The 26,674-nt window shown below is 72.5% G+C and carries 15 protein-coding genes; 4 read left to right on the top strand and 11 right to left on the bottom strand.

What is annotated here, in order from left to right; genetic code table 11:
* Positions 1-2: 2 nt before the first annotated feature.
* Both rplC and rpsJ read right to left on the bottom strand, forming a co-directional pair.
* Complete coding sequence (gene rplC, locus D581_RS0126505) at positions 3-647, bottom strand: 50S ribosomal protein L3 (RefSeq protein ID WP_003966960.1); 645 nt, start codon at positions 645-647, stop codon at positions 3-5.
* A gap of 14 nt (positions 648-661) precedes the next feature.
* Positions 662-970, bottom strand: coding sequence for a 30S ribosomal protein S10 (gene rpsJ, locus D581_RS0126500; RefSeq protein WP_003948644.1), 309 nt, complete (start codon positions 968-970; stop codon positions 662-664).
* Positions 971-1,639: 669 nt separating this feature from the next.
* Between rpsJ and D581_RS0126495 the strand changes: the two genes are divergently transcribed.
* Together D581_RS0126495 and D581_RS0126490 are read left to right on the top strand one after the other, a co-directional pair.
* Positions 1,640-3,661, top strand: a complete 2,022-nt coding sequence (locus D581_RS0126495; protein ID WP_026290932.1) for a PIG-L family deacetylase — start codon at positions 1,640-1,642, stop codon at positions 3,659-3,661.
* 148 nt (positions 3,662-3,809) lie between these two features.
* Positions 3,810-4,535, top strand: a complete 726-nt coding sequence (locus D581_RS0126490) for a S1 family peptidase (RefSeq protein WP_026290931.1) — start codon at positions 3,810-3,812, stop codon at positions 4,533-4,535.
* Positions 4,536-4,629: 94 nt separating this feature from the next.
* Here D581_RS0126490 and D581_RS0126485 read toward each other — a convergent pair whose 3' ends face one another.
* The 6 genes from D581_RS0126485 to rpsL form a co-directional block, all read right to left on the bottom strand.
* Positions 4,630-4,896: a LuxR C-terminal-related transcriptional regulator gene (locus D581_RS0126485; RefSeq protein ID WP_018960201.1), complete on the bottom strand. Its 267-nt coding sequence runs from the start codon at positions 4,894-4,896 to the stop codon at positions 4,630-4,632.
* A gap of 139 nt (positions 4,897-5,035) precedes the next feature.
* Positions 5,036-5,461 (bottom strand): hypothetical protein, encoded by a 426-nt coding sequence (locus D581_RS0126480; RefSeq protein ID WP_158688640.1) that lies wholly within the window; start codon positions 5,459-5,461, stop codon positions 5,036-5,038.
* Between the two features lie 222 nt (positions 5,462-5,683).
* Positions 5,684-6,877, bottom strand: a complete 1,194-nt coding sequence (gene tuf / locus D581_RS0126475; RefSeq protein WP_018960199.1) for an elongation factor Tu — start codon at positions 6,875-6,877, stop codon at positions 5,684-5,686.
* Between the two features lie 157 nt (positions 6,878-7,034).
* Positions 7,035-9,164 (bottom strand): elongation factor G, encoded by a 2,130-nt coding sequence (gene fusA, locus D581_RS0126470; RefSeq protein ID WP_018960198.1) that lies wholly within the window; start codon positions 9,162-9,164, stop codon positions 7,035-7,037.
* A gap of 38 nt (positions 9,165-9,202) precedes the next feature.
* Entirely contained in the window at positions 9,203-9,673 is a 471-nt protein-coding gene (rpsG, locus tag D581_RS0126465; RefSeq protein ID WP_007445917.1) for a 30S ribosomal protein S7, read from the bottom strand.
* A 2-nt stretch (positions 9,674-9,675) separates the two neighbouring features.
* Positions 9,676-10,047 (bottom strand): 30S ribosomal protein S12, encoded by a 372-nt coding sequence (gene rpsL, locus D581_RS0126460; RefSeq protein ID WP_003948652.1) that lies wholly within the window; start codon positions 10,045-10,047, stop codon positions 9,676-9,678.
* A gap of 758 nt (positions 10,048-10,805) precedes the next feature.
* Here rpsL and D581_RS1000000139055 point away from each other — a divergent pair.
* A complete protein-coding gene (locus D581_RS1000000139055) occupies positions 10,806-21,119 on the top strand; it encodes a hybrid non-ribosomal peptide synthetase/type I polyketide synthase (RefSeq protein WP_051114644.1) in 10,314 nt (3,437 codons plus the stop codon).
* 75 nt (positions 21,120-21,194) lie between these two features.
* Entirely contained in the window at positions 21,195-23,912 is a 2,718-nt protein-coding gene (locus D581_RS0126450; RefSeq protein ID WP_018960197.1) for an ATP-binding protein, read from the top strand.
* A 66-nt stretch (positions 23,913-23,978) separates the two neighbouring features.
* On the opposite strand, the gene D581_RS0126445 is transcribed toward D581_RS0126450, so the two are convergent.
* The 3 genes from D581_RS0126445 to D581_RS0126435 are packed head-to-tail and all read right to left on the bottom strand — an operon-like array spanning position 23,979 to position 26,378.
* Complete coding sequence (locus D581_RS0126445) at positions 23,979-24,221, bottom strand: acyl carrier protein (protein ID WP_026290930.1); 243 nt, start codon at positions 24,219-24,221, stop codon at positions 23,979-23,981.
* A 10-nt stretch (positions 24,222-24,231) separates the two neighbouring features.
* Positions 24,232-25,176, bottom strand: coding sequence for a beta-ketoacyl-ACP synthase 3 (locus tag D581_RS0126440; RefSeq protein WP_018960195.1), 945 nt, complete (start codon positions 25,174-25,176; stop codon positions 24,232-24,234).
* On the bottom strand, positions 25,170-26,378 hold the full coding sequence (locus D581_RS0126435) for a cytochrome P450 (RefSeq protein ID WP_018960194.1): 1,209 nt from the start codon (positions 26,376-26,378) through the stop codon (positions 25,170-25,172). The genes D581_RS0126440 and D581_RS0126435 overlap by 7 nt, the downstream gene beginning before the upstream one ends.
* Positions 26,379-26,674 lie beyond the last annotated feature (296 nt).

Here is a 26,674-nt window from a genome sequence, read left to right as displayed (position 1 = left end):
CCTCAAGCCCCCTTGGCCGCGGTACGGACCAGGACGAGGCCGCCGTTCGGACCGGGGACCGCGCCCTTGATGAGGAGCAGACCCTTCTCCGCGTCAACCGCGTGGATGGTCAGGTTCTGGGTGGTGACGCGCTCGTTACCCATACGGCCCGCCATGCGCATGCCCTTGAAGACACGCCCAGGGGTGGCGCAGCCACCGATGGAACCGGGGGAACGGTGCTTGCGCTGGGTGCCGTGCCCGGCGCCGAGGCCCTTGAAGTTGTGACGCTTCATGACACCGGCGAAGCCCTTGCCCTTGCTCTTGCCCGTGACGTCGACCTTGACGCCGGACTCGAACACCTCGGCAGTGACCTCCTGGCCCAGCGTGTACTCGCTGGCGTCAGGGGTGCGGAGCTCCACCAGGTGGCGGCGCGGGGTGACGTCGGCCTTGGCGAAGTGACCCTTGAGGGGCTTGTTCACCTTGCGCGGGTCGATCTCGCCGAAGGCGATCTGGACCGCTTCGTAGCCGTCGCTGTCGTTGGTGCGAACCTGCGTCACGACGCACGGCCCGGCCTTGACGACGGTCACCGGGACGACCCGGTTGTTCTCGTCCCAGACCTGGGTCATGCCGAGCTTCTCGCCCAGGACGCCCTTGATGTTCTTGCTCATCTCGGCCCGTCCCCTCAGAGCTTGATCTCGATGTCGACGCCCGCCGGCAGGTCGAGGCGCATCAGCGAGTCAACCGTCTTCGGCGTGGGGTCGAGGATGTCGATGAGGCGCTTGTGGGTGCGCATCTCGAAGTGCTCGCGAGAGTCCTTGTACTTGTGCGGCGACTTGATGACGCAGTACACGTTCTTCTCAGTGGGCAGCGGCACCGGGCCCGCGACCGACGCACCAGTGCGGGTCACCGTCTCGACGATCTTCTTCGCCGAGGAGTCGATGACCTCGTGGTCGTAGGCCTTGAGCCGGATGCGGATCTTCTGTCCCGCCATGGCTACTAGTAGTCCTGTCTCTCGTAACGCTCTGGAACCCGGGGGTTCTCTGGACTCCTCCTCCGACCCACGCGGTCGGGCGTGTCGCATCCCCTCTACGAAAATCTCCCGAAGGAGATCCCAACCAAGGGGGTGCGGACCCTGAGACCGCGGAACCGGGGGCGGAACACCCACCGGGTGCCTGGCCGGCGCCCTGCGTTGCTTCCCGAAAGATTCCCGTACGTCCGGCCCTGGGGGCCGACGAGTACTGTGGGACTCGCTTCCGGTCCTCCCGGCGGGAGGCGCGCAGCATTGACACTCAACCGAGCAACCTGGTCAGTGTGCCATACGGGGCGCGGGCCTGGCCAATCGAGTCGGGAATCCTACCCCGAGCGAGCGATTACTCAAACGCGGGCGCGCATCCGGCGGCGCCGGGGCCCCCACGGACCTGCCGGAACTCCCCGTACGGGCCCCTCGGCGTGCTCCCGGTGCGCGAGCCCACTCCCTGACCGGGCAACCCTTCCGCGCCGATCCCCGTCTACTCCCCCGCGGGCACGGCCCGGCCGGCCGATGGCCCGCGCGTAGATCCAGGGAGTACGCAGGACAGGGCGGCCGTTCGCCCGCTGCGGGGGAAGCGGGACGGACGGGGTGCGTGGCGTGGTGGATCGGACTGTGCCGTCCCGGATACGGCTGCCCCGGCGCACCCTCCTCCTCGCGGCCACCGCGACCGCCGCCACCGCCGGGTGCGCCGTACCGGCGCCGCGGCGGCACGGTCCGGTGCCGGACCCGGCCCCGGGGCTGGCCATAGCGAGCGGTCGGCGGGCGCTGTTGATGCAGGTGCTGGCCCACCCCGACGACGACTTGTACCTGATGAACCCGGACACCCGGCAGGCCCTCGACGCCGGGACCCCCCTGGTCTGCGTCTACCTCACCGCGGGCGACGCCGACGGGCTCAACAAGGTTCCCGGAGCCCCGCGGCCGAAACCCGACCATGCCGCGTACGTCTCCGCCCGGCAGCAGGGCCTGCGCCAGGCGTACGCCGAGCTGCTCGGGCTCGACCGGTTCACCCCGTGGCAGAGGTCGGTGCTCACCCTGCGCGGCGGCCACCGGGCCGAGCGGGACGTCCTGGCCGACGGGGCCCGCCGGGTCGAGCTGATCTTCCTGAACGCCGCGATGCACACCGGGCGCGGCCGCCTCGGGCTGCCCGGCCTCTGGGAGGACCGGCGGCTGGTGCTGCGTACCGTCGTCGCCGACGACTCCCCCTTGCAGAAGGCCGGTTCGTATACGTACGAGTCCCTGATCGACGTCCTCGTCGGGCTGCTGGAGCAGTACCGGCCGACCCTCGTGCACACCCTCGACCCGGACCCCGACCTCCGGGACAGCAGTGAGTACGAACGCCTCCGGGACAGCGAGCAGCGCGGGTACTCCGACCACGCGGACCACACCCCGGCCGGGTGCTTCGCCTGGGCGGCCCTGATCCGCTGGGTGGCGGCGGCGACGGGGCGCGGGGAGCCGGTGCCCGGGTTCGCCGTCGCGGCGTTCCGGGGGTACTACAACCACCACTGGCCCAAGAACCTGCCGCCGGAGGTGCTGGAGCGCAAGGCCGCCCACCTCGTCCCGTACGGCGGCGCGCCCGACTGGGAGTGCGGCAACCCCTCCGGCTGCGGCGACTACAACATCGGCGGCGACCGGCCACTGGCCAGCCGCAAGGGCTGGGTGCGCTCCACCCACCACCGCTACCCGGGCCCCCGGGCCCAGGTCGCCTCCGGGGCGGACGGGCGGCTCACCGTCTACGGGGTGCTGGGGCTGCGCGCCGTCCGGTGGCGGGAGAGCGCGCCCGGCAGCGGGGTCCTGGACGCGCCGGACGATCTCGGCGGCGGTCCGCTCGCCCCGGTGCTGGGTTCGGCGGCGACGGCGGACGGACGGCACCTGTTGTTCGGGCTGCGGTTCGCCGCGCTCGCCGGGCACGGCTCGGACAACGACCGCGAGATCGTGCTGCTGGAGCAGCGCTCGCCGGGTGGCCCCTTCCGCGCCTGGCAGGGGCTCGGCAACCCGGCCACCGGCGGCGACCACGGACGCCGCGTCGGCGTGCCCGTCGCCCTCGCCGCCCCGGACGGCCGCGTCCACCTCTTCGTACGGAACGCGGAGAAGGGGCTGAGCACCCGGGTCCGGGACGCGGACACCGGCCGCTGGAGCGGGTGGCGCGACATGGGCGGCGGCGAGGTGCAGGACGGGCTGACGGCGGTCGTGGACACGGCCGGGCGCGTCCACGTGTACGCGGCCGGGCACCATGCCGTGCACCACTGGACCCAGGACGCCCCGGGCACGGACGTCACCGCCCGTACCCAGCTCACCGACTCCCCCGTCCCCGCGCACGCGCCGGGCGCACTCCCCGCGCCCGACGGGTCCGTGGAGCTGTTCTACCGGCCGGCCGCGCGGGAGCGGCTCGTCGCCGTGCGGGCCGACCGCGCACCCGCGCCCCGCTTCGGCGGGTACGGTCCGGTGACCGCCGCCGCCTCGCCGGGCGGCCCGGTCCTGCTCGGCCGTTCCGCGGCGGGCCGGATCCAGCTGCGTACCGCCGGGGGCACCGCCGTACGGTCCCGGGGTCCGGTCGCCCTGGACGGCGTCGCCCTCCACCTCGGCGCGGCAGGCGGACGGCCCGCCGTCGTGGGGTTCGGGCCGGACGCGGCGCCCTGGGTGTGGCGTCCGTAGCAGCGGAGAGTTTCGGCCCAACTCCCGCCCCATAACGCGGTGTTATGCCCAAACGTTAGTACCCCGGCCTCGTCGCGCTCCGGCACCCTGTTGCCCACCATCCCCCACGGACACGCACACCCCAGCGTGTCGCGCGAAACGAGGAATCATGCGTATATCCAGGCTCGTGCCCGCTGCCGCCGCCGCAGCGGCCTGTGTCCTCGCCCTCTTCGCCCCGTCCGCCTCGGCCGCTCCCGAGGCCCCGCTCCAGGACGCCCCGCCCCCGACCACCCAGATCATCGGCGGCGGCTACGCCCAGAACGCGCCCTGGGCCGCCCGCCTCTTCTCGAACGGCAGAGAGACCTGTTCGGCGACGATCATCGCGCCGACCTGGATCCTCACCGCCAAGCACTGCGTCACCGGCGGCGGCCTGTCGTTCCGCATCGGCAGCCTCGACCAGCACAGCGGCGGTGTGGTCGCGAACGGCGCCCAGACCTACACCCACAGCTCGGACCTGGCCCTGGTCCGGCTGGACCGCTCGGTGCAGGCCACCTACTCCCGTCTCGGCCAGCCCGGCTCGGTGCGGGTCGGGCAGGGCGTGCAGGTCTGGGGCTGGGGCGCCACCTCGCAGTGCGGCTCCGAGGCCAACTGCCAGTCCCGCTACCTGAAGGTCGCCAACGTGACGGTCACCGGCGGCTGCGGTGACGCGTACGGCGGCTCGGCGATCTGCGCCCGCCGCGGCAACGGCATCACCGCCGGCGGCGACTCCGGCGGCCCGATGACGGCGAACGGCGTCCAGGTCGGCGTCGCCTCCACCAGCGACCGGCAGACCACCACCGCGTACACGAACGTCACCGCGTACCGGTCCTGGATCCAGTCGATCGCGGGCGTCTGACCGACCCCACCACCCGGGGCGGCGGGCACCTGACGGACCCATCGCCCCGTGAACCGTAGGGCCCCCTACCTCACCGCCCTGAGGTACCGGGGCCCTACACCCATCCCTGCTCCTTCGCTATCCGCACGGCGTCGACGAGGGTGCGGGCATGGAGCTTCCCGACCGCCGACGAGAGCCTGTTGCGGACGGTCCCCACGCTGAGGGACAGGTCGGCGGCGATCTCCCGGCAGTACGCCCCGCCGGCGGCCGGCCGGAGGGCCTCGGCCTGGCCGACCACCTCGATGCCCAGTTCGGCCGTCAGGAGCGCCGTCAGCCCTGACCGCACCGTCTCATGGTCGTCGACCACCAGCACCGTGATCACGGACCTGGTTGTCGCAGTCCACCCGGGTCCTCCGGGCGGCTTCGGAGACCAGCACGCACGGTCCGGGCGGCGGGCGTTCATGTACCGGTGCGGACCGGTGTGCTGCGGTTCCGGGCCTCGGAACGGCGGCACACCCGTGTCACACGGTGGGCAGAGCCCTCTCCCACGGAGCGAGCTCGTCGTCCGGCCTCATATCCCGCCCGGCGGAGTAGGTGGACGATCCGACCCGGACCTCCAGCCGGTGGGAGGAGAAGAGAAGGAACTTCCGCCTGCTGAGGGTCGCCTTCCCGGAGAAGACCCGGGAGAGGAACGATCCGACATCACCGACGGCCACACCGTCGAAGGTCCAGTCGTCCAGCAGGATCCGCACCGACTCCGCGTCCGGCGCCCCTCCCATCAGGCCGATGTACACATCGGACCCGGCGAGCATGCCGTCCCGGTCCGCGAACCAGCTGCCGTGGCCGGCCTCGCGCTGCTCGAACGCGGTGTTCCGTGCGCCGCAGGAGGCCAGCGCCTCCTCGGCCAGGGCCACCGCAAGCGTCTTCCGTCCGTGCCCGTGTGCCATGCCAAGAACCTCCCACGCCTCCGAAGAGCCTTCTGCGCCGGCCGAAGAACCTGTTGTTGTTCCAGGACGCCCACCCGTCGCGCACGGCGGGCCGGGCCCCGGCCCCGTGACCCGGGCGGCTCCGCGTATGGCGGCACACGGCGAAGGGCCCCGCACCTCTTTCGAGGTGCGGGGCCCTTCTTGCGACTCAGTGAGCCACCAGGTCCAAGGACCAAGCAGAAACTACTTGATGATCTTGGTGACCTGGCCGGCGCCCACGGTCCGGCCACCCTCACGGATGGCGAACTTCAGGCCCTCTTCCATGGCGACCGGCTGGATCAGCGCGACGTCCATGAGGGTGTTGTCACCCGGCATGACCATCTCGGTGCCCTCGGGAAGGGTCACAACGCCCGTCACGTCCGTGGTACGGAAGTAGAACTGCGGGCGGTAGTTATTGAAGAACGGGGTGTGACGGCCACCCTCGTCCTTCGACAGGATGTAGGACTGCGCCTGGAACTCGGTGTGCGGCGTGACCGAGCCGGGCTTGATGATGACCTGGCCGCGCTCGACGTCCTCGCGCTTGATGCCACGGAGGAGCAGACCGACGTTCTCACCGGCCTGGCCCTCGTCGAGCAGCTTGCGGAACATCTCGATGCCGGTGACCGTGGTGGTGGTCTTCTCGGTCTTGATACCGACGATGTCGACGGTCTCGTTGACCTTCAGGACACCACGCTCGATGCGGCCGGTGACGACCGTACCGCGACCGGTGATCGTGAAGACGTCCTCGATCGGCATGAGGAACGGCTTCTCGACGTCACGCTCGGGCTGCGGGATGGACTCGTCGACGGCCTTCATCAGGTCGAGGACGGTCTGGCCCCACTCCTTGTCGCCCTCAAGGGCCTTGAGCGCCGAGACCTTGACGACCGGAAGGTCGTCGCCCGGGAACTCGTACTCGGAGAGGAGCTCACGGACCTCGAGCTCGACGAGCTCCAGGATCTCCTCGTCGTCCACCATGTCGGCCTTGTTCAGGGCGACGACGATGTAGGGGACGCCGACCTGGCGGGCCAGGAGGACGTGCTCCTTCGTCTGCGGCATCGGGCCGTCGGTGGCCGCGACCACGAGGATGGCGCCGTCCATCTGCGCCGCACCCGTGATCATGTTCTTGATGTAGTCCGCGTGACCGGGGCAGTCGACGTGCGCGTAGTGACGCGACTCCGTCTGGTACTCGACGTGCGCGATGGAGATGGTGATACCGCGCTGGCGCTCTTCGGGAGCCTTGTCGATCTGGTCAAAGGCCGAGGCCTCGTTCAGGTCCGGGTACGCGTCGTGCAGCACCTTGGTAATGGCGGCCGTGAGGGTCGTCTTACCGTGGTCGATGTGACCGATGGTGCCGATGTTGACGTGCGGCTTAGTCCGCTCGAACTTTGCCTTCGCCACTGGGGTCCTCCTGAGTGGTTCTGTACGCCTTGCTTCATCGGCGCCAGGTGATCTTTGCTGGGGTGCCGGCGCCGGGGGCATTCCGCACAGTGCTGACGCGCTGTGCGCAATGCCCGCCCGGCTCCGGTGACAAGCCTAAAGCGTGAGCTCGGGAGAGTTACTCGCCCTTGGCCTTCGCGATGATCTCCTCGGCGACGTTCCGCGGAACCTCGGCGTAGGAGTCGAACTGCATCGAGTAGCTTGCGCGACCCGAGGTCTTGCTGCGGAGGTCTCCGACGTAGCCGAACATCTCCGAGAGGGGCACGAGGCCCTTCACGACGCGAGCGCCGCTGCGCTCCTCCATGGCCTGGATCTGGCCACGGCGGGAGTTGAGGTCGCCGATGACATCGCCCATGTAGTCCTCGGGCGTGGTGACCTCGACGGCCATCATCGGCTCCAGGAGCACGGGAGAGGCCTTGCGGGCACCCTCCTTGAACGCCTGCGAACCGGCGATCTTGAAGGCGAGCTCCGAGGAGTCGACCTCGTGGTAACCACCGTCGAGAAGGGTGACGCGGACGCCGACCATCTCGTAACCGGCCAGGATGCCGAACTGCATGGCTTCCTGAGCACCCGCGTCCACCGAGGGAATGTACTCACGGGGGATGCGGCCACCGGTGACCTTGTTGACGAACTCGTACGACGCGTCGCCACCCTCGATGGGCTCAAGGGCGATCTGCACCTTCGCGAACTGGCCGGTACCACCAGTCTGCTTCTTGTGCGTGAAGTCGATGCGCTCGACGGCCTTGCGGATCGTCTCGCGGTACGCGACCTGGGGCTTGCCGACGTTCGCCTCGACGCGGAACTCGCGCTTCATGCGGTCGACGAGCACCTCGAGGTGAAGCTCGCCCATACCACCGATGATGGTCTGGCCGGTCTCCTCGTCGGAATGCACCTGGAAGGAGGGGTCCTCCTCCGAGAGGCGCTGGATGGCGACACCCAGCTTCTCCTGGTCACCCTTGGACTTCGGCTCGATGGCGACCTGAATGACCGGCGCCGGGAAGTCCATGGACTCCAGGATGACCGGGTTCTTGTCGTCGCACAGCGTCTCACCGGTGGTGGTCTGCTTGAGACCCATGACGGCGATGATGTCGCCGGCACCCACCGATGCGATCTCCTCACGCTTGTTCGCGTGCATGCGGTAGATCTTGCCGATGCGCTCCTTCTTGCCCTTGACGGAGTTCAGCACCGCGGTGCCGGCCTCCAGGCGACCGGAGTAGATCCGGACGAAGGTGAGCTTGCCCAGGTGCGGGTCGCTCGCGATCTTGAACGCCAGGCCGGAGAACGGCTCGTCGTCCGAGGGCTTGCGCTGGATGACCTTCTCCGGGTCCTTCACGTCGTGGCCCTCGATGGCCTCGACGTCCAGGGGGGAAGGCAGGTAGCGCACGACCGCGTCGAGCAGGGGCTGGACGCCCTTGTTCTTGAACGCGGTGCCACAGAACACCGGGGTGACGGTGACGGAGTCGGCACTGCCCTTCGACGCCAGCGTGATGCGACGGATCGCCTCGTGCAGCTGCTCCTCGGTGGGCTCGGTGCCCTCCAGGTACAGCTCCATCATGTCGTCGTCGTTCTCGGCCACGGCCTCCAGAAGCTTGCCGCGCCACTCGGCGGCCGACTCCTTGAGGTTGTCCGGGATCTCGACGGTGTTGTACATCTCGCCCTTGGCGGCCTCTTCGGGGTACACGAAGGCCTTCATCGACACGAGGTCGACGACGCCGGTGAAGTCCGCTTCGGCGCCAATGGGGAGCTGCATGACGATCGGGGTCGCGCCGAGGCGGTCGATGATCATCTGGACGCAACGGAAGAAGTCGGCACCGGTGCGGTCGAGCTTGTTGACGAAGCAGATACGCGGCACGCCGTAGCGGTCCGCCTGACGCCAGACGGTCTCGGACTGCGGCTCGACGCCGGCCACACCGTCGAACACGGTGACGGCGCCGTCGAGGACGCGGAGCGAACGCTCCACCTCGACGGTGAAGTCGACGTGACCCGGGGTGTCGATGATGTTGATGGTGTGGTCAACATCGTTGAGCGGCCAGTGGCAGGTCGTCGCGGCGGACGTGATCGTGATGCCGCGCTCCTGCTCCTGCTCCATCCAGTCCATCGTGGCAGCGCCGTCGTGGACTTCACCGATCTTGTAGCTCACACCGGTGTAGAAGAGGATCCGCTCAGTGGTGGTCGTCTTCCCCGCGTCGATGTGGGCCATGATCCCAATGTTGCGGACCTTGGCCAGGTCAAGCGAAGTGGTGGCCATAAGGCTCAATCTTCTCTCGGTCTCGATGGGGGTAGCGACTACCAGCGGTAGTGCGCGAAGGCCTTGTTGGACTCGGCCATCTTGTGGGTGTCCTCACGCTTCTTGACCGCAGCGCCGAGGCCGTTGGAGGCGTCGAGCAGCTCGTTCATGAGGCGTTCGGTCATGGTCTTCTCGCGGCGGGCGCGGGAGTAACCGACGAGCCAGCGCAGAGCGAGGGTGGAGGCGCGACCGGGCTTGACCTCGATCGGCACCTGGTAGGTGGCGCCACCGACACGGCGGGACTTGACCTCGAGCGAGGGCTTGACGTTCTCAAGCGCGCGCTTCAGCGTGATGACCGGGTCGTTGCCGGTCTTCTCGCGGAGGCCTTCCATGGCGCCGTACACGATCCGCTCGGCGGTGGAACGCTTGCCGTCGAGGAGGATCTTGTTGATCAGCGAGGTGACAAGAGGAGAGCTGTAGACCGGGTCGATGATGACCGGGCGCTTCGGGGCGGGGCCCTTACGAGGCATTCTTACTTCTCCTTCTTGGCGCCGTAGCGGCTGCGGGCCTGCTTGCGGTTCTTGACACCCTGGGTGTCAAGGGAGCCGCGGATGATCTTGTAACGAACACCCGGCAGGTCCTTCACACGGCCACCACGCACGAGCACGATGGAGTGCTCCTGCAGGTTGTGTCCCTCACCCGGGATGTAGGCCGTGACCTCGATGCCGGAGGTCAGACGCACACGCGCGACCTTACGGAGTGCCGAGTTCGGCTTCTTCGGGGTGGTCGTGAACACACGCGTGCAGACGCCACGCCGCTGGGGCGAGCCCTCGAGCGCGGGCGTCTTGTTCTTCTCGACCTTGTCCTGCCGGCCCTTCCGGACCAGCTGCTGGATCGTAGGCACTACTTCTCCGGTTTCTGTGTGCCGTTCGTGAAACTAACCTGGAACATCGCCGACCCACGCGGTCGGGTGTGTCGAATACTGCGGACTTCCGCCCCAAGGGCGTCGGTCGGCACAGATTGCGGTGGCTACTGACGGACTCGCGATGCGGTTGAGGACACGCACCCGAGCCCAGGCACACCCCAGGCACAAGGCTTGAGCGTACCTACCTCACGGAGCTGGGTCAAAACAAATGAAACACGTGACCGCGCGGGGGCGCCCCCGGCCCCGCCGCGGGGAGCTCGGGGACGCCACGCGTCCACTCCTCCTCCGCCACCCGGTCACCGCGGAGCCACGAGGCGTACACCGGCGCCCGCGACGGAGATTCGGCTTCGACGCCCCGAGAGAGCCGCCGAACAGGACGTGCGGATGCCCATTGTCGAAGTTATGGCGGCGCTAAACATTACCTTGCTCACACCCATGCATCTGGCATGTGCCTGATACCGTCACTGCGGTGCTCGACGAACTCACCGGAGAAAGAAACGGGCGTTTGGGGAAATTTCGGACAGGGAATCGCCGCAATTACACGGCCCTGAGCTTCCTTCGCACCACCCCTTGCATGCCGGTGCCCTCTGCGGGTCGAATCGATTCTTTACGCCCTTTTGACAGAGCGAGAATGCGGGATGGTTATGACCAGGACTTCCAGCTCTTTCCACTTATGGCTCATATCCGGGACCAGTTCCGCCGCACTGGAGGCGCACGCCGGTGCTCTCGCCGCCCACTTGACGGAGCTGCCCGGCTGGAAGCCGGCGGACGTGGGCCGTGCGCTGGCGCGGCTCCCCTCCGGAGGTGCGCACCGGGCGGCCCTGACCGCCGGGGAGGGCGCGGAGCTGCTGGCCCTGTTACGGGACCTGGCCGGGGGCCGGGAGGCGTCCGGGCTCGTACGCGGGACCGGGCGGGCAGGGCGCCGGGCGGTGTTCGTCTTCCCCGGGCAGGGCGCGCAGTGGCCGGGGATGACCGCGGATCTGCTGGAGTCCTCGGAGGTCTTCCGCAGGTGGATCGAGGCGTGTGAGCGGGCGCTGAACCCGTTCGTCGACTGGTCGCTCCAGGACGTACTGCGGGAGCGCCCCGGCGCTCCGGGGCTGGACCGGGTGGATGTGGTGCAGCCCGCGCTGTGGGCGGTCATGGTGGCGCTGGCCGAGGTGTGGCGGGCGCACGGCGTGGAGCCCGCCGCCGTCATCGGGCACAGCCTGGGCGAGGTCGCGGCGGCGGCGGTGAGCGGGGCGCTGCCCCTGGAGGACGCGGCGCGAGTGGCCGCGCGCTGGAGCCAGGCGCAGGCGACGCTGGTGGGCCGGGGCGACATGGTGTCCGTGCTGGCCTCCGAGGAAGCGGTCCGCGACCGGCTGGCCCGGTGGGACGGACGTCTGGTCGTCGCCGCCGTGAACGGCCCGTCCTCCGTGATCGTCTCCGGCCCGCCGCGGGACGCGCGGGACCTGGTGGCCGCCCTGGGCGGTGAGGGAGTGCGGGCACGGGTCATCGACGTGGGCCTGGCCGCGCACTCCGGGCAGATCGACGAGATCACGCCCCGGATGCGGTCCGACCTGGCAGAACTGCGGCCCGCGACGCCCACGACGGCCTTCTACTCGACCGTTTACGCCCGGGAGTGGGCCGACGCCCGGCCGGACGCGGAGTACTGGTGCACCAATCTGCGCGGCACCGTCCGCTTCGAGGAGACCGTACGGGCCGCCCTCGACGCGGGTCATGAGGTGCTGCTGGAGATCAGCCCGCATCCGGTGCTCACCGCGGCCATGCAGGACACGGTGGAGAAGGCGGGCGCGGACGCGGTGGTGCGCTCCACCGTCCGGCGCGGCCCGGACGGGTTCGGACAGTTCCGCCGGTCGCTGTCCGAGCTGTACGTGGACGGGGTGGAGCCCCGCCCGGAGCTGCCGCACCCGGGGCACGGGGCGGCGCTCGAACTGCCCGGGCCGGTGGACGTGGCGGACGACGGGGCCGGCGCGGGGCCGGGGGACGGGCCGGGCCGGACGGGCGTGACGGCCGGCCTGTCCGGTGCGGAGCTGCGGGCGGCTCTGGAGGAAGCGGTGCTGCGGGAGACGGCAGCGGCGGCGGGGCTGCCGGGCACCGGGGGGCTGGACGCGGACAGGCCGTTCCGGGAGCTGGGTTTCGACTCGGTGGCCGCGGTGTCCCTGCGCGGCCGGCTGGCGCGGGCGCTGTCCGTCCGGCTCCCGGTGACAGTGGTGTTCGACCATCCGACGCCGTCGCGGCTGGCCGAGCACCTCGCCGAGCGGCTGTCCGGGGCGCGCCGGGAGGCTGGCGCGCGGGACGCGTCGAAGCCGGAAACGACGCCCGCCGGGGCGAGCGTGCCGGGTGCCGCGGACGAGCCGGTCGCGATCGTCTCCATGGCCTGTCGCTACCCCGGCACGGACGGGAACGTGGAAAGCGCGGAGGATCTCTGGCAGCTGGTCGCGGGGGGCGGGGACGCGATTGCCGCTTTCCCCGCCGACCGGTACTGGGATGTCGCCGGTAAATATTCCGTGGACCCTTCGGAGTCTGATAGCTACTATCAGCGCGGGGCCGGTCTGCTGAAGGATGCGGGGCAATTCGACGCCGATTTCTTCGGTATCAGCCCACGCGAAGCCGAGTCAATGGATCCGCAGCAACGGCTTCTTCTGGAAACTGCTTGGCAAGCCTTCGAGGAATGCGGCATCCTGCCCTCCGCGTGGGCCGGCAAGCGGGCCGGTGTATTTGTCGGTGCCATGGCCATGGATTACGGCCCGGGGCTTGACAGCGGCTCCGCGCACGAGGGGCAGGTGCTCACCGGCAACGCCCTGAGCGTGCTGTCCGGCCGGATCGCCTACGCGCTCGGGCTGGAGGGTCCCGCGCTGACCGTGGACACCGCGTGTTCCTCCTCCCTGGTCGCGCTCCATCTCGCCGTCCGGTCTCTGCGGCGGGGCGAGTGCGACCTCGCCCTGGCGGGCGGAGTGACGGTCATGTCGAGCCTCGGCATGTTCAAGGAGTTCAGCAGACTGGGCGGGCTCGCCCCCGACGGCCGGTGCAAGGCGTTCGGGGACGGGGCCGACGGCTTCGGGCTGGCCGAGGGCGTGGGCCTGCTGTTGCTCATGCCGCTCTCCCGGGCCCGGCGCGAGGGCCACCCGGTGCTCGCGGTGATCCGGGGCTCGGCGGTCAACCAGGACGGCGCTTCCAACGGGCTGACCGCGCCCAGTGGCCCGTCCCAGGAGCGGGTGATCCGGGACGCCCTGGCGGACGCGGGCCTCGCAGCACGCGATGTGGACGCCGTGGAGGCCCACGGCACCGGGACCCGGCTGGGCGACCCGATCGAGGCGCAGGCCCTGCTCGCCGCCTACGGGCAGGACCGTCCTGCGGACCGGCCGCTGCGGCTGGGCTCGGTGAAGTCGAACATCGGGCACACCCAGGCCGCGGCGGGGGTGGCCGGGGTGATCAAGATGGTGATGGCGCTGCGGCACGGGGTGCTGCCGCGCACCCTGCACGCCCAGCGGCCCACCGGGCATGTGGACTGGACCTCCGGAGCGGTGTCCCTGCTCTCCGAGCCGGCGGCGTGGCCGGAGTCGGAGGTCCCCCGGCGCGCGGGGGTGTCGTCCTTCGGGGTCAGCGGCACCAACGCCCATCTGATCGTCGAGGAGGCCCCGGAGGCCGAGCCCGTTTCGCCGGTCGCCGCCCGCACCCGGCTGCCCGCCGCGGGTGCCGCCGACGCACCGGTGGCATTGGCGCTGTCCGCGAAGACCCCGGCGGCTCTCGCCGGGCAGGCGCGGCTGCTGCGGTCCGCGCTGCTGTCCGAGGCCGGGCCCGCCCCCGCCGACCTGGCGTACTCGCTCGCCACCACCCGTACCGTCTTCGCGTCCCGGGCCGTCGTCGTCGACTCCGGGCGGGGCGGACTCGGCGCGGCGCTGGAGGCGCTGGCCGCGGGTACCCGGCAGGCCGGTGTGGTGACGCCGGGCGCGGAGCGGGCCGGCCGGCCGGGGCGGACGGTGTTCGTCTTCCCCGGGCAGGGCGCGCAGTGGGCGGGCATGGCCCGGCAGCTGCTGGACGGGTCACCCGTGTTCCGGGAGCGCATCGACGCGTGCGCCCGGGCTCTGGCGCCGTACACCGACTGGTCCTTGACCGATGTGCTGCGCGGCGTCCCGGGGTCGGCGTCGCTGGAGCGGGTGGATGTGGTGCAGCCGGCGCTGTGGGCGGTGATGGTGGCCCTGGCCGAGGTGTGGCGGTCCTGCGGGGTCGAGCCGGACGCGGTGGTGGGCCACTCCCAGGGCGAGATCGCGGCGGCCTGTGTGGCCGGGGCGCTGTCGCTCCAGGACGCCGCGAAGGTCGTGGCGCTGCGGTGCCGGGCACTGGGCCGGCTGGCCGGGACCGGTGCCATGGCGTCGGTCCCGCTGCCCGCCGAGGAAGTACGCGTCCGGCTGGAGCGGCTGGGCGGGGCGGTGACGATGGCGGCGTACAACGGGCCGGGCACGGTCGTGGTCGCGGGCCCGGAGGACGCGATCGAAGCCGCGCTGGCCGACTGCCGCGCGGACGGGGTGGAGGCGCGCCGCGTGGACGTCGACTACGCCTCGCACTCCGCGCACATGGAGCCGCTGCGCGAGGAGTTGCTCACGGCGTTGACGGACGTGGCTCCGCGCCCCGGGGAGGTGCCTTTCCATTCGAGCGTGCGGGGCGGTCTCGTCGACGGGACCGTTCTGGACGGCGCCTACTGGTACGGGAATCTCCGGGGCCCGGTGCTGTTCGAGCAGACCGTGAGGGAGTTGGCGGCTTCGGGCGCCACCACGTTCGTCGAGGTGAGCCCGCATCCGGTGGTCTCCGGCGGGGTGCGCGACACCCTGGCCGCGGCGCGGGTGCCGGGCACGGTGGTGGGGACGCTGCGGCGCGACCAGGACGCCTGGCAGCAGCTGCTGCTGAACGCGGCGCGGCTGTTCGCCGACGGGGTGCGGGTCGACTGGGCAGAGCTGTCCGGCGGCACCGCCCGCACGGCCCTGCCCACCTATGCCTTCCAGCGGTCGTCCTACTGGCTGCGACCTCGGCCCGCCGCGCCTGACGCGGCGGCCCTGGGTCTGCGCGAGGCGGGGCATCCGCTGCTGGGCGCGGCGGTGGAGCTGCCCGGCGGCGAGGGCTGGGTCTTCACCGGCAGGCTGGACACGGGCGTGCTGCCCGGGGCGGCCGGGCAGCGGGCGGCCCTGGTCGAGCTGGTCCTGGCCGCTGTCGAGCACGGTGTCCCGGCTGTTCCCGGGCATGTGGCGCGGCTGGATCTGGAGGCGCCCATGCCGGCGCCCGGCTTCCCGGTCGACCTGCGGGTCACCGTGTCGCCGGACAGCGACGGCCACGGGCGGGCGCGCGTGCACACCCGTCCGGTGGGCGCGCCGCCGGCGATCGGCTGGGTCCGGCACGCGCGGGCGGTGCTGGCGGAGCCGCCCGCCGGGACCGTGGCCGCGGGACTGGAGGAGTGGCCACCGACGGGGGCGGTCGCGGGGCCGGAGGACGCGCGGGAGGCCCCGGCGGGCGGGCCGGTCGTGGTGTCCGGGAGGTGGCGGGCGGGCGACGCGGTGTACGCGGAGCTGGCGCTCGCCGCCGGGACGGAGGAGGACGGGTTCGGGCTGCATCCGGCACTGCTGGCCGGGGCGCTGGCGCTGCTCCCGGCGGGCCGGGAGGCGGTCCGGATGGAGGGGGTGGGCCTCTACGCCGACGGGGCGACGACGCTGCGGGTGCGGGTCTCCCCCGCCGGTCCGGACGCCTTCGAGGTGGTGGCCGCCGACGCGGCGGGCGGCCTCGTGCTGCGCGTCGACCGGGTGGTGACGCGGGCGGTCCGGCCGGTGCGGGTGTCCGGCGGCGGGCGGCCCCTGCACCACACGCGCTGGGTGCCGCTGGCCCCGGCGCCGGTGGCGGACGATGTGCGCTGGGCGGTGCTGGGTGATGCGCCCGTGCCGCCCGGGGCCGTGCGTCACGCCGATCCCGCCGCACTGCGCGCGGCCGTCACCGGCGGCGCCGAGGTGCCCGAGGCGGTGCTCGTCCCGCTGGCCGGTACGCCGTCCGGCGGGGGCGGTGACCGGGCAGACGAGGCGCTCACGGCGCGCGAGTTGACAGGACGGCTGCTGGCGCTGGTGAACGGGGTGGCCGCCGAACCCCGGCTGGCCCGCACCCGCTGGGTCTTCCTCACCCGGGGGGCCGTCGCCACAGCGCCCGAGGACGATGTGGCGGACCTCGCCGCGGCGGCGGGCTGGGGCTTCCTCCGGGCCGCGCAGATGGAGCAGCCGGACCGGTTCGCGCTGGTCGATGTGGCCGGTCCGGCGGAGCCCGCCGGTGAGCTGATCGCGGCCGCGGCGACGGTCGCCCTGCGTCAGGACCAGCCGTTGCTCGCCGTCCGCGGGGACCGGCTCCTGGTCCCGCGGCTGCGTCCGGTCGCCGGGGACGGTGACACGGCGTCCCCGATGCCGGGGATCGACCCGACGGGCACGGCGCTGATCACCGGCGGCACCGGTGTGGTGGCCGGGCTCGTGGCCCGTCACCTGGTGGTCGAGCACGGGGTGCGCGACCTGGTACTGGCGGGGCGGCGCGGTGGGTCGGCCCCGGGGGCGACCGAGCTGTGCGCGGAACTGACCGCGCTGGGCGCGCGGGTGTCGGTCGCCGCCTGCGATGTGGCCGACCGGACCGCACTGGCCGCACTGCTGGCCGCGATCCCGGCCGACCGGCCGCTGCGGACCGTGATCCACGCGGCGGGTGTCCTGGACGACGCCGTCCTGGCGGAGCTGACGCCCGGCCGTCTGGAGCGGGTCTTCCGGCCCAAGGTGGACGCCGCGTGGCTGCTGCACTCGCTGACCCGGGACCTGGGGGTCACCGCGTTCGTGTCGTTCTCGTCGGTGGCGGGTGTGCTGGTCGGCGCTGGTCAGGCGAACTACGCGGCGGCCAACGCGTTTCTGGACGGGTTGACCCAGCGGCGCCGGGCCCTGGGGCTGCCCGCCGTCTCCTTCGCCTGGGGGCTGTGGGAGACCGACAGCGGCATGACCGGGCACCTGGGCGCCGCCGAGCGCGCGGCGCTGCGCGGGGCCGGGCTGACCCCGATGCCCCCGGCGGGGGCGCTGGAGCTGTTCGACGCGGCGCTGGACTGTCCCTTGCCGGTGACGGTACTGGCGCATCTGGACACCGGCGCGCTGTCCGCGGGCGAGCCGCAGCCGGTGACACGTGCGCTGGCGGTCCGCCGGCGCGCGGCGGCGGTCGGCGCGGTGGCCGCGGGCACCGGCCGGGCCCACCCCCTGGGGCCCGAGAGCGCGGACGGCCGGGTCCGGGAGCTCCTGGACCGGGTACGGGGCGCGCTGCTCGCCGACCCGTCGGTGGAGCAGGCGCTCGTCGTCCCCCGGCAGGTGGGCGAGGGCGAGGTGCGGGTGGTGGCCTACGTCGTTCCCGCGCCGGGCGCCGGAGCGGGCGCCGGTACGGGGGCCGGGGGCGATCTGCCGGCCGCGCTCACGCCGTCCGTGGTGGTGCCGCTGCCACTGCCGCCGGACGCGGGGGCGGGGCTGCCCGGCGGAGGTCCGGGCCCGGTGGGGCGGCAGCGGCCGGGCAGCGCGTACGAGGAGATCGTGTGCGGGCTGTTCGCGGAGGTGCTCGGGCTGGCCCGGGTCGGGACCGGGGAGGACTTCTTCGACCTCGGTGGGCACTCGCTCTCCGCGAGCAAGCTGACCAGCAGGCTCCGGGCCCTGCTCGATCTGGAGCTGCCCGGCCGGCTGGTGTTCGACGCGCCCACCGCGGCAGGTCTCGCCCGGCGGATCGCCGGTGAGACGGACGCGGGGCGCGGGCGGCCCAGGATGTCGCCCGCCGAACGCCCGGAAGTGCTGCCGCTGTCCTACGCCCAGCAGGCCCTGTGGTTCCTGCACGAGCGGGACGGCTCGTCCTCGACGTACAACATGCCGCTGGTGCTGCGGCTCACCGGCACGCTCGACACCGGGGCGCTGGAGGCGGCGCTGAACGATGTCGGCGCGCGCCACGAGTCGCTGCGCACGGTGTTCTCCTCCACCGGGGGCGAGGCGCGTCAGCGGATCATGCCCGCCGGTGCGGTGCCGGTGCCGCTGGAGATCCGGCGGGTGACGGCGGACGAGCTGACCGCCGAGGTGGGCCGGGCGTCGGCGTACGCCTTCGACCTGACGGCCGAAGTGCCCTGGCGGGCGGTGCTGTTCGAGGTGGCGGAGTCGCCGCGGAGTGGGGTGCTGCTGATCCTGGTGCACCACACCGCCGGGGACGGCTGGTCGTTCGCTCCGTTGTCGCGGGATCTGGCCACGGCCTACACCGCGCGACTGGCGGGCGGTGCGCCACCGTGGCCGGAGATGCCCGCGCAGTACGTCGACTACGTGCTGTGGCAGCGTTCGCTACTGGGCGAGGCGGGCGATCCATCGAGTCTGCATGCCCGCCAGCTGGCCTACTGGGAGCGGCAGTTGGCCGGTCTGCCGGAGTGCCTGGCGCTGCCGGCCGACCGGCCGCGGCCCGCCGCCGCCTCGCACGCGGGGCGTACGGCCTGGTTCGCCTTCGACGGCGGGCTGCACCGTGAACTGGTGCAGCTGGCAAGGTCGTTGGACGCGACGGTGTTCATGGTGGTGCAGGCCGCCGCCGCCGCGTTGTTCACCCGGCTCGGTGCCGGGACGGACATCCCGCTCGGGGCGCCGGTGGCGGGGCGGGGCGACGAAGCGCTGGAGGACCTGGTCGGGCTCTTCGTCAACACACTGGTGCTGCGCGCCGACACGTCGGGCGACCCGTCCTTCGTGGAGCTGGTCGCCCGGGTGCGGGAGACCAGCCTGGCGGCCTTCGCCCACCAGGACGTTCCGTTCGACCACGTGGTGAAGCGGCTCAACCCCCAGCGGTCCGCCGCGCACCATCCGCTCTTCCAGGTCTGCCTGGCGTGGCAGAACGCCCCGCAGGCTGTCCTGGACCTGCCGGGCCTGGAAGCCCGCCCGGAGTTCGGCGGCACCGACCGGGCCCGCTACGACCTGTGGTTCTCCTTCACCGAGCAGCACGACGCGCAGGGGCGGCCGGACGGCATGACCCTGATGGCGGAATACGCCACCGACCTCTACGACCCGGAGACGGTCGGTGAGCTGGTGGCCCGGTGGATCCGGTTCCTCCGGCAAGCGGTGGCCGACCCGGCCCGGCCGATCGGGGCGGCGGACGTGCTGCTGCCCGGCGAACGCGGGCGGCTGGCGGTGCCGCCGGGCCCCGCGGCCCCGGCGGCGACGATCGCCGGGAGGTTCGCCGAGCGGGTGCGCCGGGCCCCGGACGCCGTCGCCGTGGTGAGCGGCGCCGAGCGGCTGTCGTACGCGGAGCTGGACGCACGGGCCAACCGGCTCGCCCACTGGCTGATCGGCCGGGGGGTGGGGCCCGAGGTCCGGGTGGGGCTGCTGCTGCCCCGTACGGCCGAGATCGTCGTCGCGATGCTGGCGGTGGTGAAGGCCGGGGGCGTCTATGTGCCGATCGACCCCGCGTACCCGGCGGACCGGATCGCGCACATGAGCGCCGACGCCGCGTTCGCGCTGCTCCTGGCCGGACGCACGGAGTCGACCGCGCTCACCGCCGGGTCGACGGCCGAGGTGGTGCTGGTCGACGGGCCCGGCGAACGCCCCTGGGACGGCTGCCCGTCCACCGGTCCGGTGGACGCGGACCGCACCGGCCCGCTGCTGCCGGACCACCCCGCGTACGTCATCTACACCTCCGGCTCGACCGGGGCGCCCAAGGGCGTCTCCGTGCCACAGCGCAATGTGGTGCGGCTGCTGGACGCGACACAGCACTGGTTCGGCTTCGGCCCGGACGACGTGTGGACGATGTTCCACTCGGCGGCCTTCGACTTCTCGGTCTGGGAGATCTGGGGGGCGCTGTTGTGGGGCGGCCGGGTCGTCGTGGTGCCGCACGAGGTGAGCCGGGCGCCGGAGCAGTTCCTCGCGCTGCTGGCGGACGAGGGTGTGACGGTGCTCAACCAGACGCCCTCGGCCTTCTACCAGCTGGCCGAGGCGGACCGGGAGCATCCGGCGGCCGGGGACCGGCTGGCCCTGCGCACGGTGGTGTTCGGCGGGGAGGCCCTGGACCCGTCGCGGCTGGCGGGCTGGTACGAGCGGCATCCTCGGACGCCGGAGCTGGTGAACATGTACGGCACCACCGAGACCACGGTGCACGTGAGCCATCTGCGGCTGGACCCCGAGTCGGCCGCGGCGGCCGGGCACGCGGGCCCGGTCGGGGTCCCCATTCCGGACCTGGCCTGCTATGTCCTGGACGACTGGCTCACTCCGGTGCCGCCCGGGGTGCCCGGGGAGCTGTACGTCGCCGGGGCGGGCGTCGCCCGGGGGTATCTGAACCGGCCGGGCCTGAGCGCCCACCGCTTCGTGGCCGACCCCTACGGCGCACCGGGCAGTCGCATGTACCGGACAGGCGATGTGGTGCGCCGGGACCGGACGGGCGGCCTGGAGTTCGTGGGCCGCGCCGACCAGCAGGTCAAGATCCGCGGCTTCCGGATCGAGCTGGGTGAGATCGAGGCGGCGCTCGCCGCGCTTCCCGGGGTCGCGCGGGCCGTTGTCACCGTCCGGGAGGAGACGGCCGGCGACCGCAGGCTCGTGGGGTACGTGATACCCGCGGCGGGCACCCGGCCGGAGGGCCCAGCCCTGCGCGAGGGGGTGCGCGGGGGGCTGCCCGAGTACATGGTCCCCTCGGCGGTCGTGGTGATCGAGCGGCTGCCGCTGACCACCAACGGCAAGCTCGACACCCGCGCGCTGCCCGCACCGGACTATCTGCCGGTGGCCGGGCGGGAGCCGCGCAACGAACGGGAACGCAGACTGTGCGGTCTGTTCGCGGAGCTGCTGAGGGTGGAGAACGTCGGGATCGACGACGCGTTCTTCGACCTCGGCGGGCACTCGCTGCTGGCCACCCGGCTGGTGAGCCGCGTCCGCGCGGACCTGGACGCCGACATCAGCATCCGCACGGTGTTCGAGGCGCCGACCGTGGCAGCGCTGGCCGAGCGGCTCGGCGAAGCGGCCCCCGCGGGGCGGCCCGCGTTGCACAGGCGTGCCCGCAACCGCCGCTGAGGCGCCTGGGGTGGCGGCCCGTACGGCCGCCACCCCGCAGAACCAGTCCTTTGCTCTACGGGGGAATTCACACGCATGACCATGAATCTCTTCGAACGGGACGACGAGCTGCGTCAGCTGCGGGAGCTGTTCACCGGCTCCCTGGCCGGGGCCGGGGCGCTCGTCCTGGTCACCGGCCCGCCGGCCTCGGGGAAGACCGAACTCATCTACGAGACGGCGGACTTCGCGGTAGGCGAGGGTGCCGTGGTGCTGGAGGCGCAGTGCCTGCGGTCCAGTGAGCCCGCCCCGCTCGACGCGCTCTCGCAGCTGCTCGCCAAGGTCGGCTCCCCGGTCCGGAACGCACGGGCGGACCGGCTGCTGGAGGAGGCCCGGACGGCGGCCTCGCACACCTCCGACCGGTGCTCGGAGGCGGTCGGCCACATCGCGGGGCAGACCCTGGACGGACTGTGCGAGGTGGTGCTTGGGCTGGCGGCGAAGACGCCGGTCCTGATGCTGGTGGACGACGTGCAGTTCGCGGATATGCCGTCGCTCCAGTTCCTGCTTCACCTGGCGCACCGCTCGCGATCGGCGCGGCTGATGATCGTGCTGGCGGAACGGGCCGGAGCGGAGACCGTGCACCCGCTGTTCCGGGCCGGGCTGCTGGGGCAGCCGCACTACCGGCAGCTGCCGGTGGGGCCGCTGTCGGTGACCGGGGTCGAGGCGCTGCTGGCGGAGGGAGGCACGCCCCGGGGCGCCCGGCCCGCGGCGGAGGCCGTGCACGCGGTCACCGGGGGCAACCCGCTGCTCACCCGGGCGCTGTTGCAGGACTCCCGTGAGGCGGGCGCCGGGGACGGCATCACGGTGGGAACCGCCTACCAGCAGGCGGTGCTGTACTGCGTCCACCGCGACCAGCCGGGCGGCCGGGAGGTGGCCGGCGTGGCAGCGGTACTGGGCGACTCGGCGCACCCGGAACTGATCGCCCGGATCCTGGACCGGGACGACGACGCGGTGGAGCGGGCGCTCTCCTCGCTGGAGCACACGGGGCTGATGACCGGACCTCGGTTCCGGCACCCGGCCGCGCGGGAAGCGGTGCTGGCGGATCTGACGCAGAGCGAGCGTGCCGGCCTCCAGCTGCGGGCGGCCCGCGCTCTGGACGACGACGGCGCCTCGTCCACGACGGTGGCCCTGCACCTGCTGTCCTCGGGGTACGCCCAGGAGGACTGGGCGCAGCGGGTGCTGGACGAGGCCGCGGAGGAGGCGGCGGGGCTGGGCCGGCCCGACCACGCGGCGGCCTTCCTCGACCTGGCCGCCCGGGCGTGCAGGGACCCGCGGCTCCGCGACGAGCTGGTGATGCGGCTGGCCCACCACGAGCAGTGGGTGAACCCGTTCGCGACCGCACGGCGCGTGCACCGGCTGACCCGGCCCCTGCGGCACGATCGGGTCGCACCCTCTCATCTGCCGCTGATCCTGCGGCATCTGTTCCTGTCGGGGCGGCTGGACGAGATGGCGACGGTGCTGCCCGCGCTGGACGCGGCGCTGGAGGTGGCCGACCCGCGCACCGCACTGCACCTGCGGCTCTCCCGGCTGTCGCTGGGCACCTGGTACCCCGCGTACCGCGAGGAGGTCGCGGCGGACGCGGGGACACCCCCGGACCCCCGGCTGCGGGCGGTCGGCGCGCTCCGCTCGCTCCTGGCCTCGGGCGATCGGAAGACCGCGGCCGCGGAGGCCGACGCGGCGCTGTCCGGACTGAGCGCGGGCGTCCCGGCGCTGGAGGCCACGGGCACGGCGCTGTACACGCTGATCCTGTCCGGCCGTACCGACCGGGCCGCCGACTGGCACCACACCCTGGCGCGGTCGGAGGAGGGGAGCGGGCTCGCCGGGCAGCGGCTCATGCTGACCCTCGTGAAGGCGGAGATCGCGCTGCGCCAGGACAATCCGGCGAGCGCCGGGCGGCTCGCCCGGCAGGCGATGCGGCTGGTCCCGGAACAGTACTGGCCGCTGGGCGCGGCGATGCCGCTGATCCTGGCGCTGCGGGCCGCCGTCGCGGCGGGCGATGTCGGCACGGCGGCGGAGCTGGCCGCCCGGCCGGTGCCGCCGGCACTGTCGGAAACCCTCCTCGGGCCGGTCCATCTGCGCGCGCGGGGCCGCCTCGAACTGCTGGCGGGGAGACCGGACAAGGCGCTGGAGGACTTCCTGGCCTGCGGGCGGCTGATGCGCAAGGGCCGCTTCGACCTGCCGTCCCTGGCACCGTGGCGGGGCGATGCCGCCGAGGCGTGTCTGGTGCTCGGCCACCGGGCGGAGGCCCGGTGGCTGGCCGAGGAACAGCTCGCGATGGAGCGTCCCGGGCTCTCGCCGACCCGGGGGGCGTCGCTGCGGATGCTGGCGGCGGTCGCCCCGGGCGGGCGGCGCGGACGGCTGCCGGAGGGGCCGGGGGCGGGCGGCGGACGGGACACCCTGACGCGGACGCTGGCGGAGCTGCGCGCGGAGGGCGGGGGGCGGGGTGAGCCGCAGCGCCCGGAGCCGGGCACGGCCCCAGGGCGGGAACCCGCCCTGGACGGGGAGCGCGAGGTCCTGCGCCGACGGCCGGGGAGCCGGGCCGCGGCGTCCGTGTTCCCCGCGGGCCGCGCGGTGCGGGCGACGCTCACCGGCGCGGAGGAGCGGGTCGCCAAGCTGGCCGCGCTGGGGCGCACCAACCGCGAGATCGCCTTGGAGCTGCGGGTCACGGCGAGCACGGTGGAGCAGCACCTGACGAGGGTCTACCGCAAGCTGGCGGTGACCCGGCGCGGGGAGCTGACCGAGGTGTTCTCCCGTTGAGGGGCCGACGCCGCCCGCTCCCCGGCGGGTGCCGCCGCCCGCTCCTCCAGCGGGCGGCGCGGGCCGTCAGGAGGCGGTCGCCCGGGCGACGAAGTCCCGGAGTTCGCCGACGGTGTTGATGCTGCCGACCTCCTCGTCCGGAATGACCACACCGAACCGCCGTTCCGCCGCGGTGAAGAGTTCGATGGTGGTGAGCGAGTCCATGTCGAGGTCCTCGCGGAATTTCGAGGCGGGGGTGATCTCCCGGGTGGGAGCGGAGAACTGACGAATGAGTTCGTCGATTCCGTAGAGCATTTCGTCTGCGGACATGGAATTCCCTTCAGGGGATGGTGACGACTTGTCCTGCGTACGTAAGTCCGGCGCCGAATCCGAGGAACAGCGCGCTTTCTCCTGGCCGGGTCGCGCCGGATTCCCGCAGGGCGAGCAGGGCGAGGGGAACGGAGGCCGCCGAGGTGTTTCCCGCGTCGATGATGTCGCGGGCCACCCGGTCCTGGTCGATACCGAGATCCTTGGCGACGGCGTCCAGGATCCTGCGGTTGGCCTGGTGCATGACGAGCCAGTCGAGGTCCCCGACGGTGGTGCCCGCCCGTTCGCAGGCGAGCCGGGCGGCGGGCGGCAGGCAGTCGATGGCCCACTTGAAGACGAGCTTGCCGCGCATGGTGATGTGACGCTCCCCGTCCGGCACGGCCAGCACGTCCCTGCGGGCTCCGTCGCTGCCCCAGACCGGGGGGCCGATCCCGTCCTCGGCGGCGCGGGAGACCACGACCGCCCCGGCGCCGTCCGCGAGCATGGCGTACACGTCCTCGATGGCGGGGGTCGTCCAATCGGTGAGCCGCTCGGATCCGATGACGACGGCGTGCTCCACATGGCCGAGGCGGACCGCGTCGGCGGCGGCGGCCAGGGCGTAGGTGAACCCCGCGCAGGCGGCGTTGAGGTCGTAGGCGCCGGCCCCCGCGCAGCCGAGGAGCGTCGCGATCTCCGGCGCCCCCGCCGGGATGAGGTTCTCCGGGGTCTGGGTGGCCAGCACCACGAGGCCGACACTCTCCGGGGCGACTCCGGCGTCGCGCAGGGCGGCTGCGCCCGCCTCGACGGCCATCGCCACGATCGTCTCGGCGTCGCCGGCGTGGCCCCGGGTCCTCAGCCCGGTCCGGTCGGTGATCCAGTCGGCGGTGAGCGATGTGCTCGCCGCGATCTCCTCGTTGGTCACGGACCGGGCGGGCCGGTAGCCGCCCAGGCCGCTGATCCGCGCGCCGGCCGTCACCACTCGACCGGGATCTTCTTCAGGCCGCGGATGACGGTGGTGATGTCGTACCACCAGTCGGTGCGGTCGCCCCCGGCGAGCCGCAGGGAGGGCAGCCGACGGGCCAGCGTGGCGAGAACGACCTGGAGTTCGAGCCGGGCCAGCCAGGCACCGACGCAGTAGTGCGGGCCGTGGCCGAAGGCGACGTGCGGGTTGACCTCGCGGGTCAGGTCCAGCTCGTCCGGGCGCTCGAAGACCTTCTCGTCGCGGTTGGCGGAGGCCAGGAGGGCGAGGATCGGCTCGCCTTCACGCACGGTGCCGCCCTCCAGCTCGACGTCCTCCGTGGCGTAGCTGCCGAAGCCGAAGACGTCTCCGATGGAGACGAACCGCAGCAGCTCCTCGACGGCGGTCGGCATGATCTCCGGCCGCTCGTGCAGCTGGGCGTAGGCCTCGGGCCGTTCGAGCAGGGTGTAGAGGGAGTTGGCCAGGTGGGCGGCGACCGGTTCGTGACCGCCCAGCAGCAGCGCCACCACATGGTTGGGCAGTTCCTCGGCCGGGAAGTCGTCCTGCGCGTCCCACACCTTCACCAGCGCGCTGACCAGGTCCTCGCCCGGCTTCTCGCGACGCTCCGCGATCAGCTTGGTGGTGTAGCCGAGCAGGTTGGTGAAGTTGGCGACGAACTCCTCGACCGGCGCGTCGGTGGTGGACAGCAGCCCCACCGACCAGGCGAGGAAGTCGGCCCGGTCCTCTTCGGGGACGTCGTAGAGCACGCAGTTGACGGCGACCGGCAGCGGGCGGGCGATGACGTCGACGATGTCCGCGCCCCGGCCCCGTGCGATCAAGGCGTCGATGAGATCGTCGGCGATCTGCTGGACGTGCGGTCGCAGCGCCTCGATCCGCTTCTTGGTGAACGCCCGGGCGACGTGCTTGCGCGCCTTCGTGTGCACGGGCTGGTCCATGAACGGGATGCTGTACGCGTACGGGCCCGGGGCGAAGCGCGGTGCGTCCTTCTCCAGTCCCGCCTCACGGCTGAAGCGCTGGTCCATCAGGAGGGCTCTGACGTCCGCGTGCCGGGTGGCGAGCCAGGTCGGTTCGCCGTAGGGCAGGCGCACCTTGGCGAGCGGTTCCTCGACACGCAGCCGGTCGTAGACCGGATAGGCGTCCAGCCGGTCCATCGGGCACAGCGGGTAGGCCGGCGCCTCGCTGTCGGTTACAGGTTCGGTCATGGCGGGACAGCCCCTTCATCGAAGCACCCCGGGCGAATGGCCGGGCCGTGCTCAGTAGGTCGGCGGGAAAGGCCGTTATGCCAAAGACGGCCGTTCCCGGTCAACCCCCCTGCGCGGTGCCGGATTTCATTTTCCGTGCCTCGAAAAGACCTTCCCGCCCGGCCCGATCACCGCTTTCCCCGACCTGCCGCGCCTACCGCTCCCGATTTTTCCGACCCCCTCACCCCACCCCCCTATGGGGCCCCTCACAGGGCGGATACAGCTGTTCACCGCAGCACTGTAGGGGGTTATCGGAA

This window comes from Streptomyces sp. CNB091, assembly GCF_000377965.1.
This window is presented reverse-complemented; position numbering and strand designations above follow the sequence as displayed.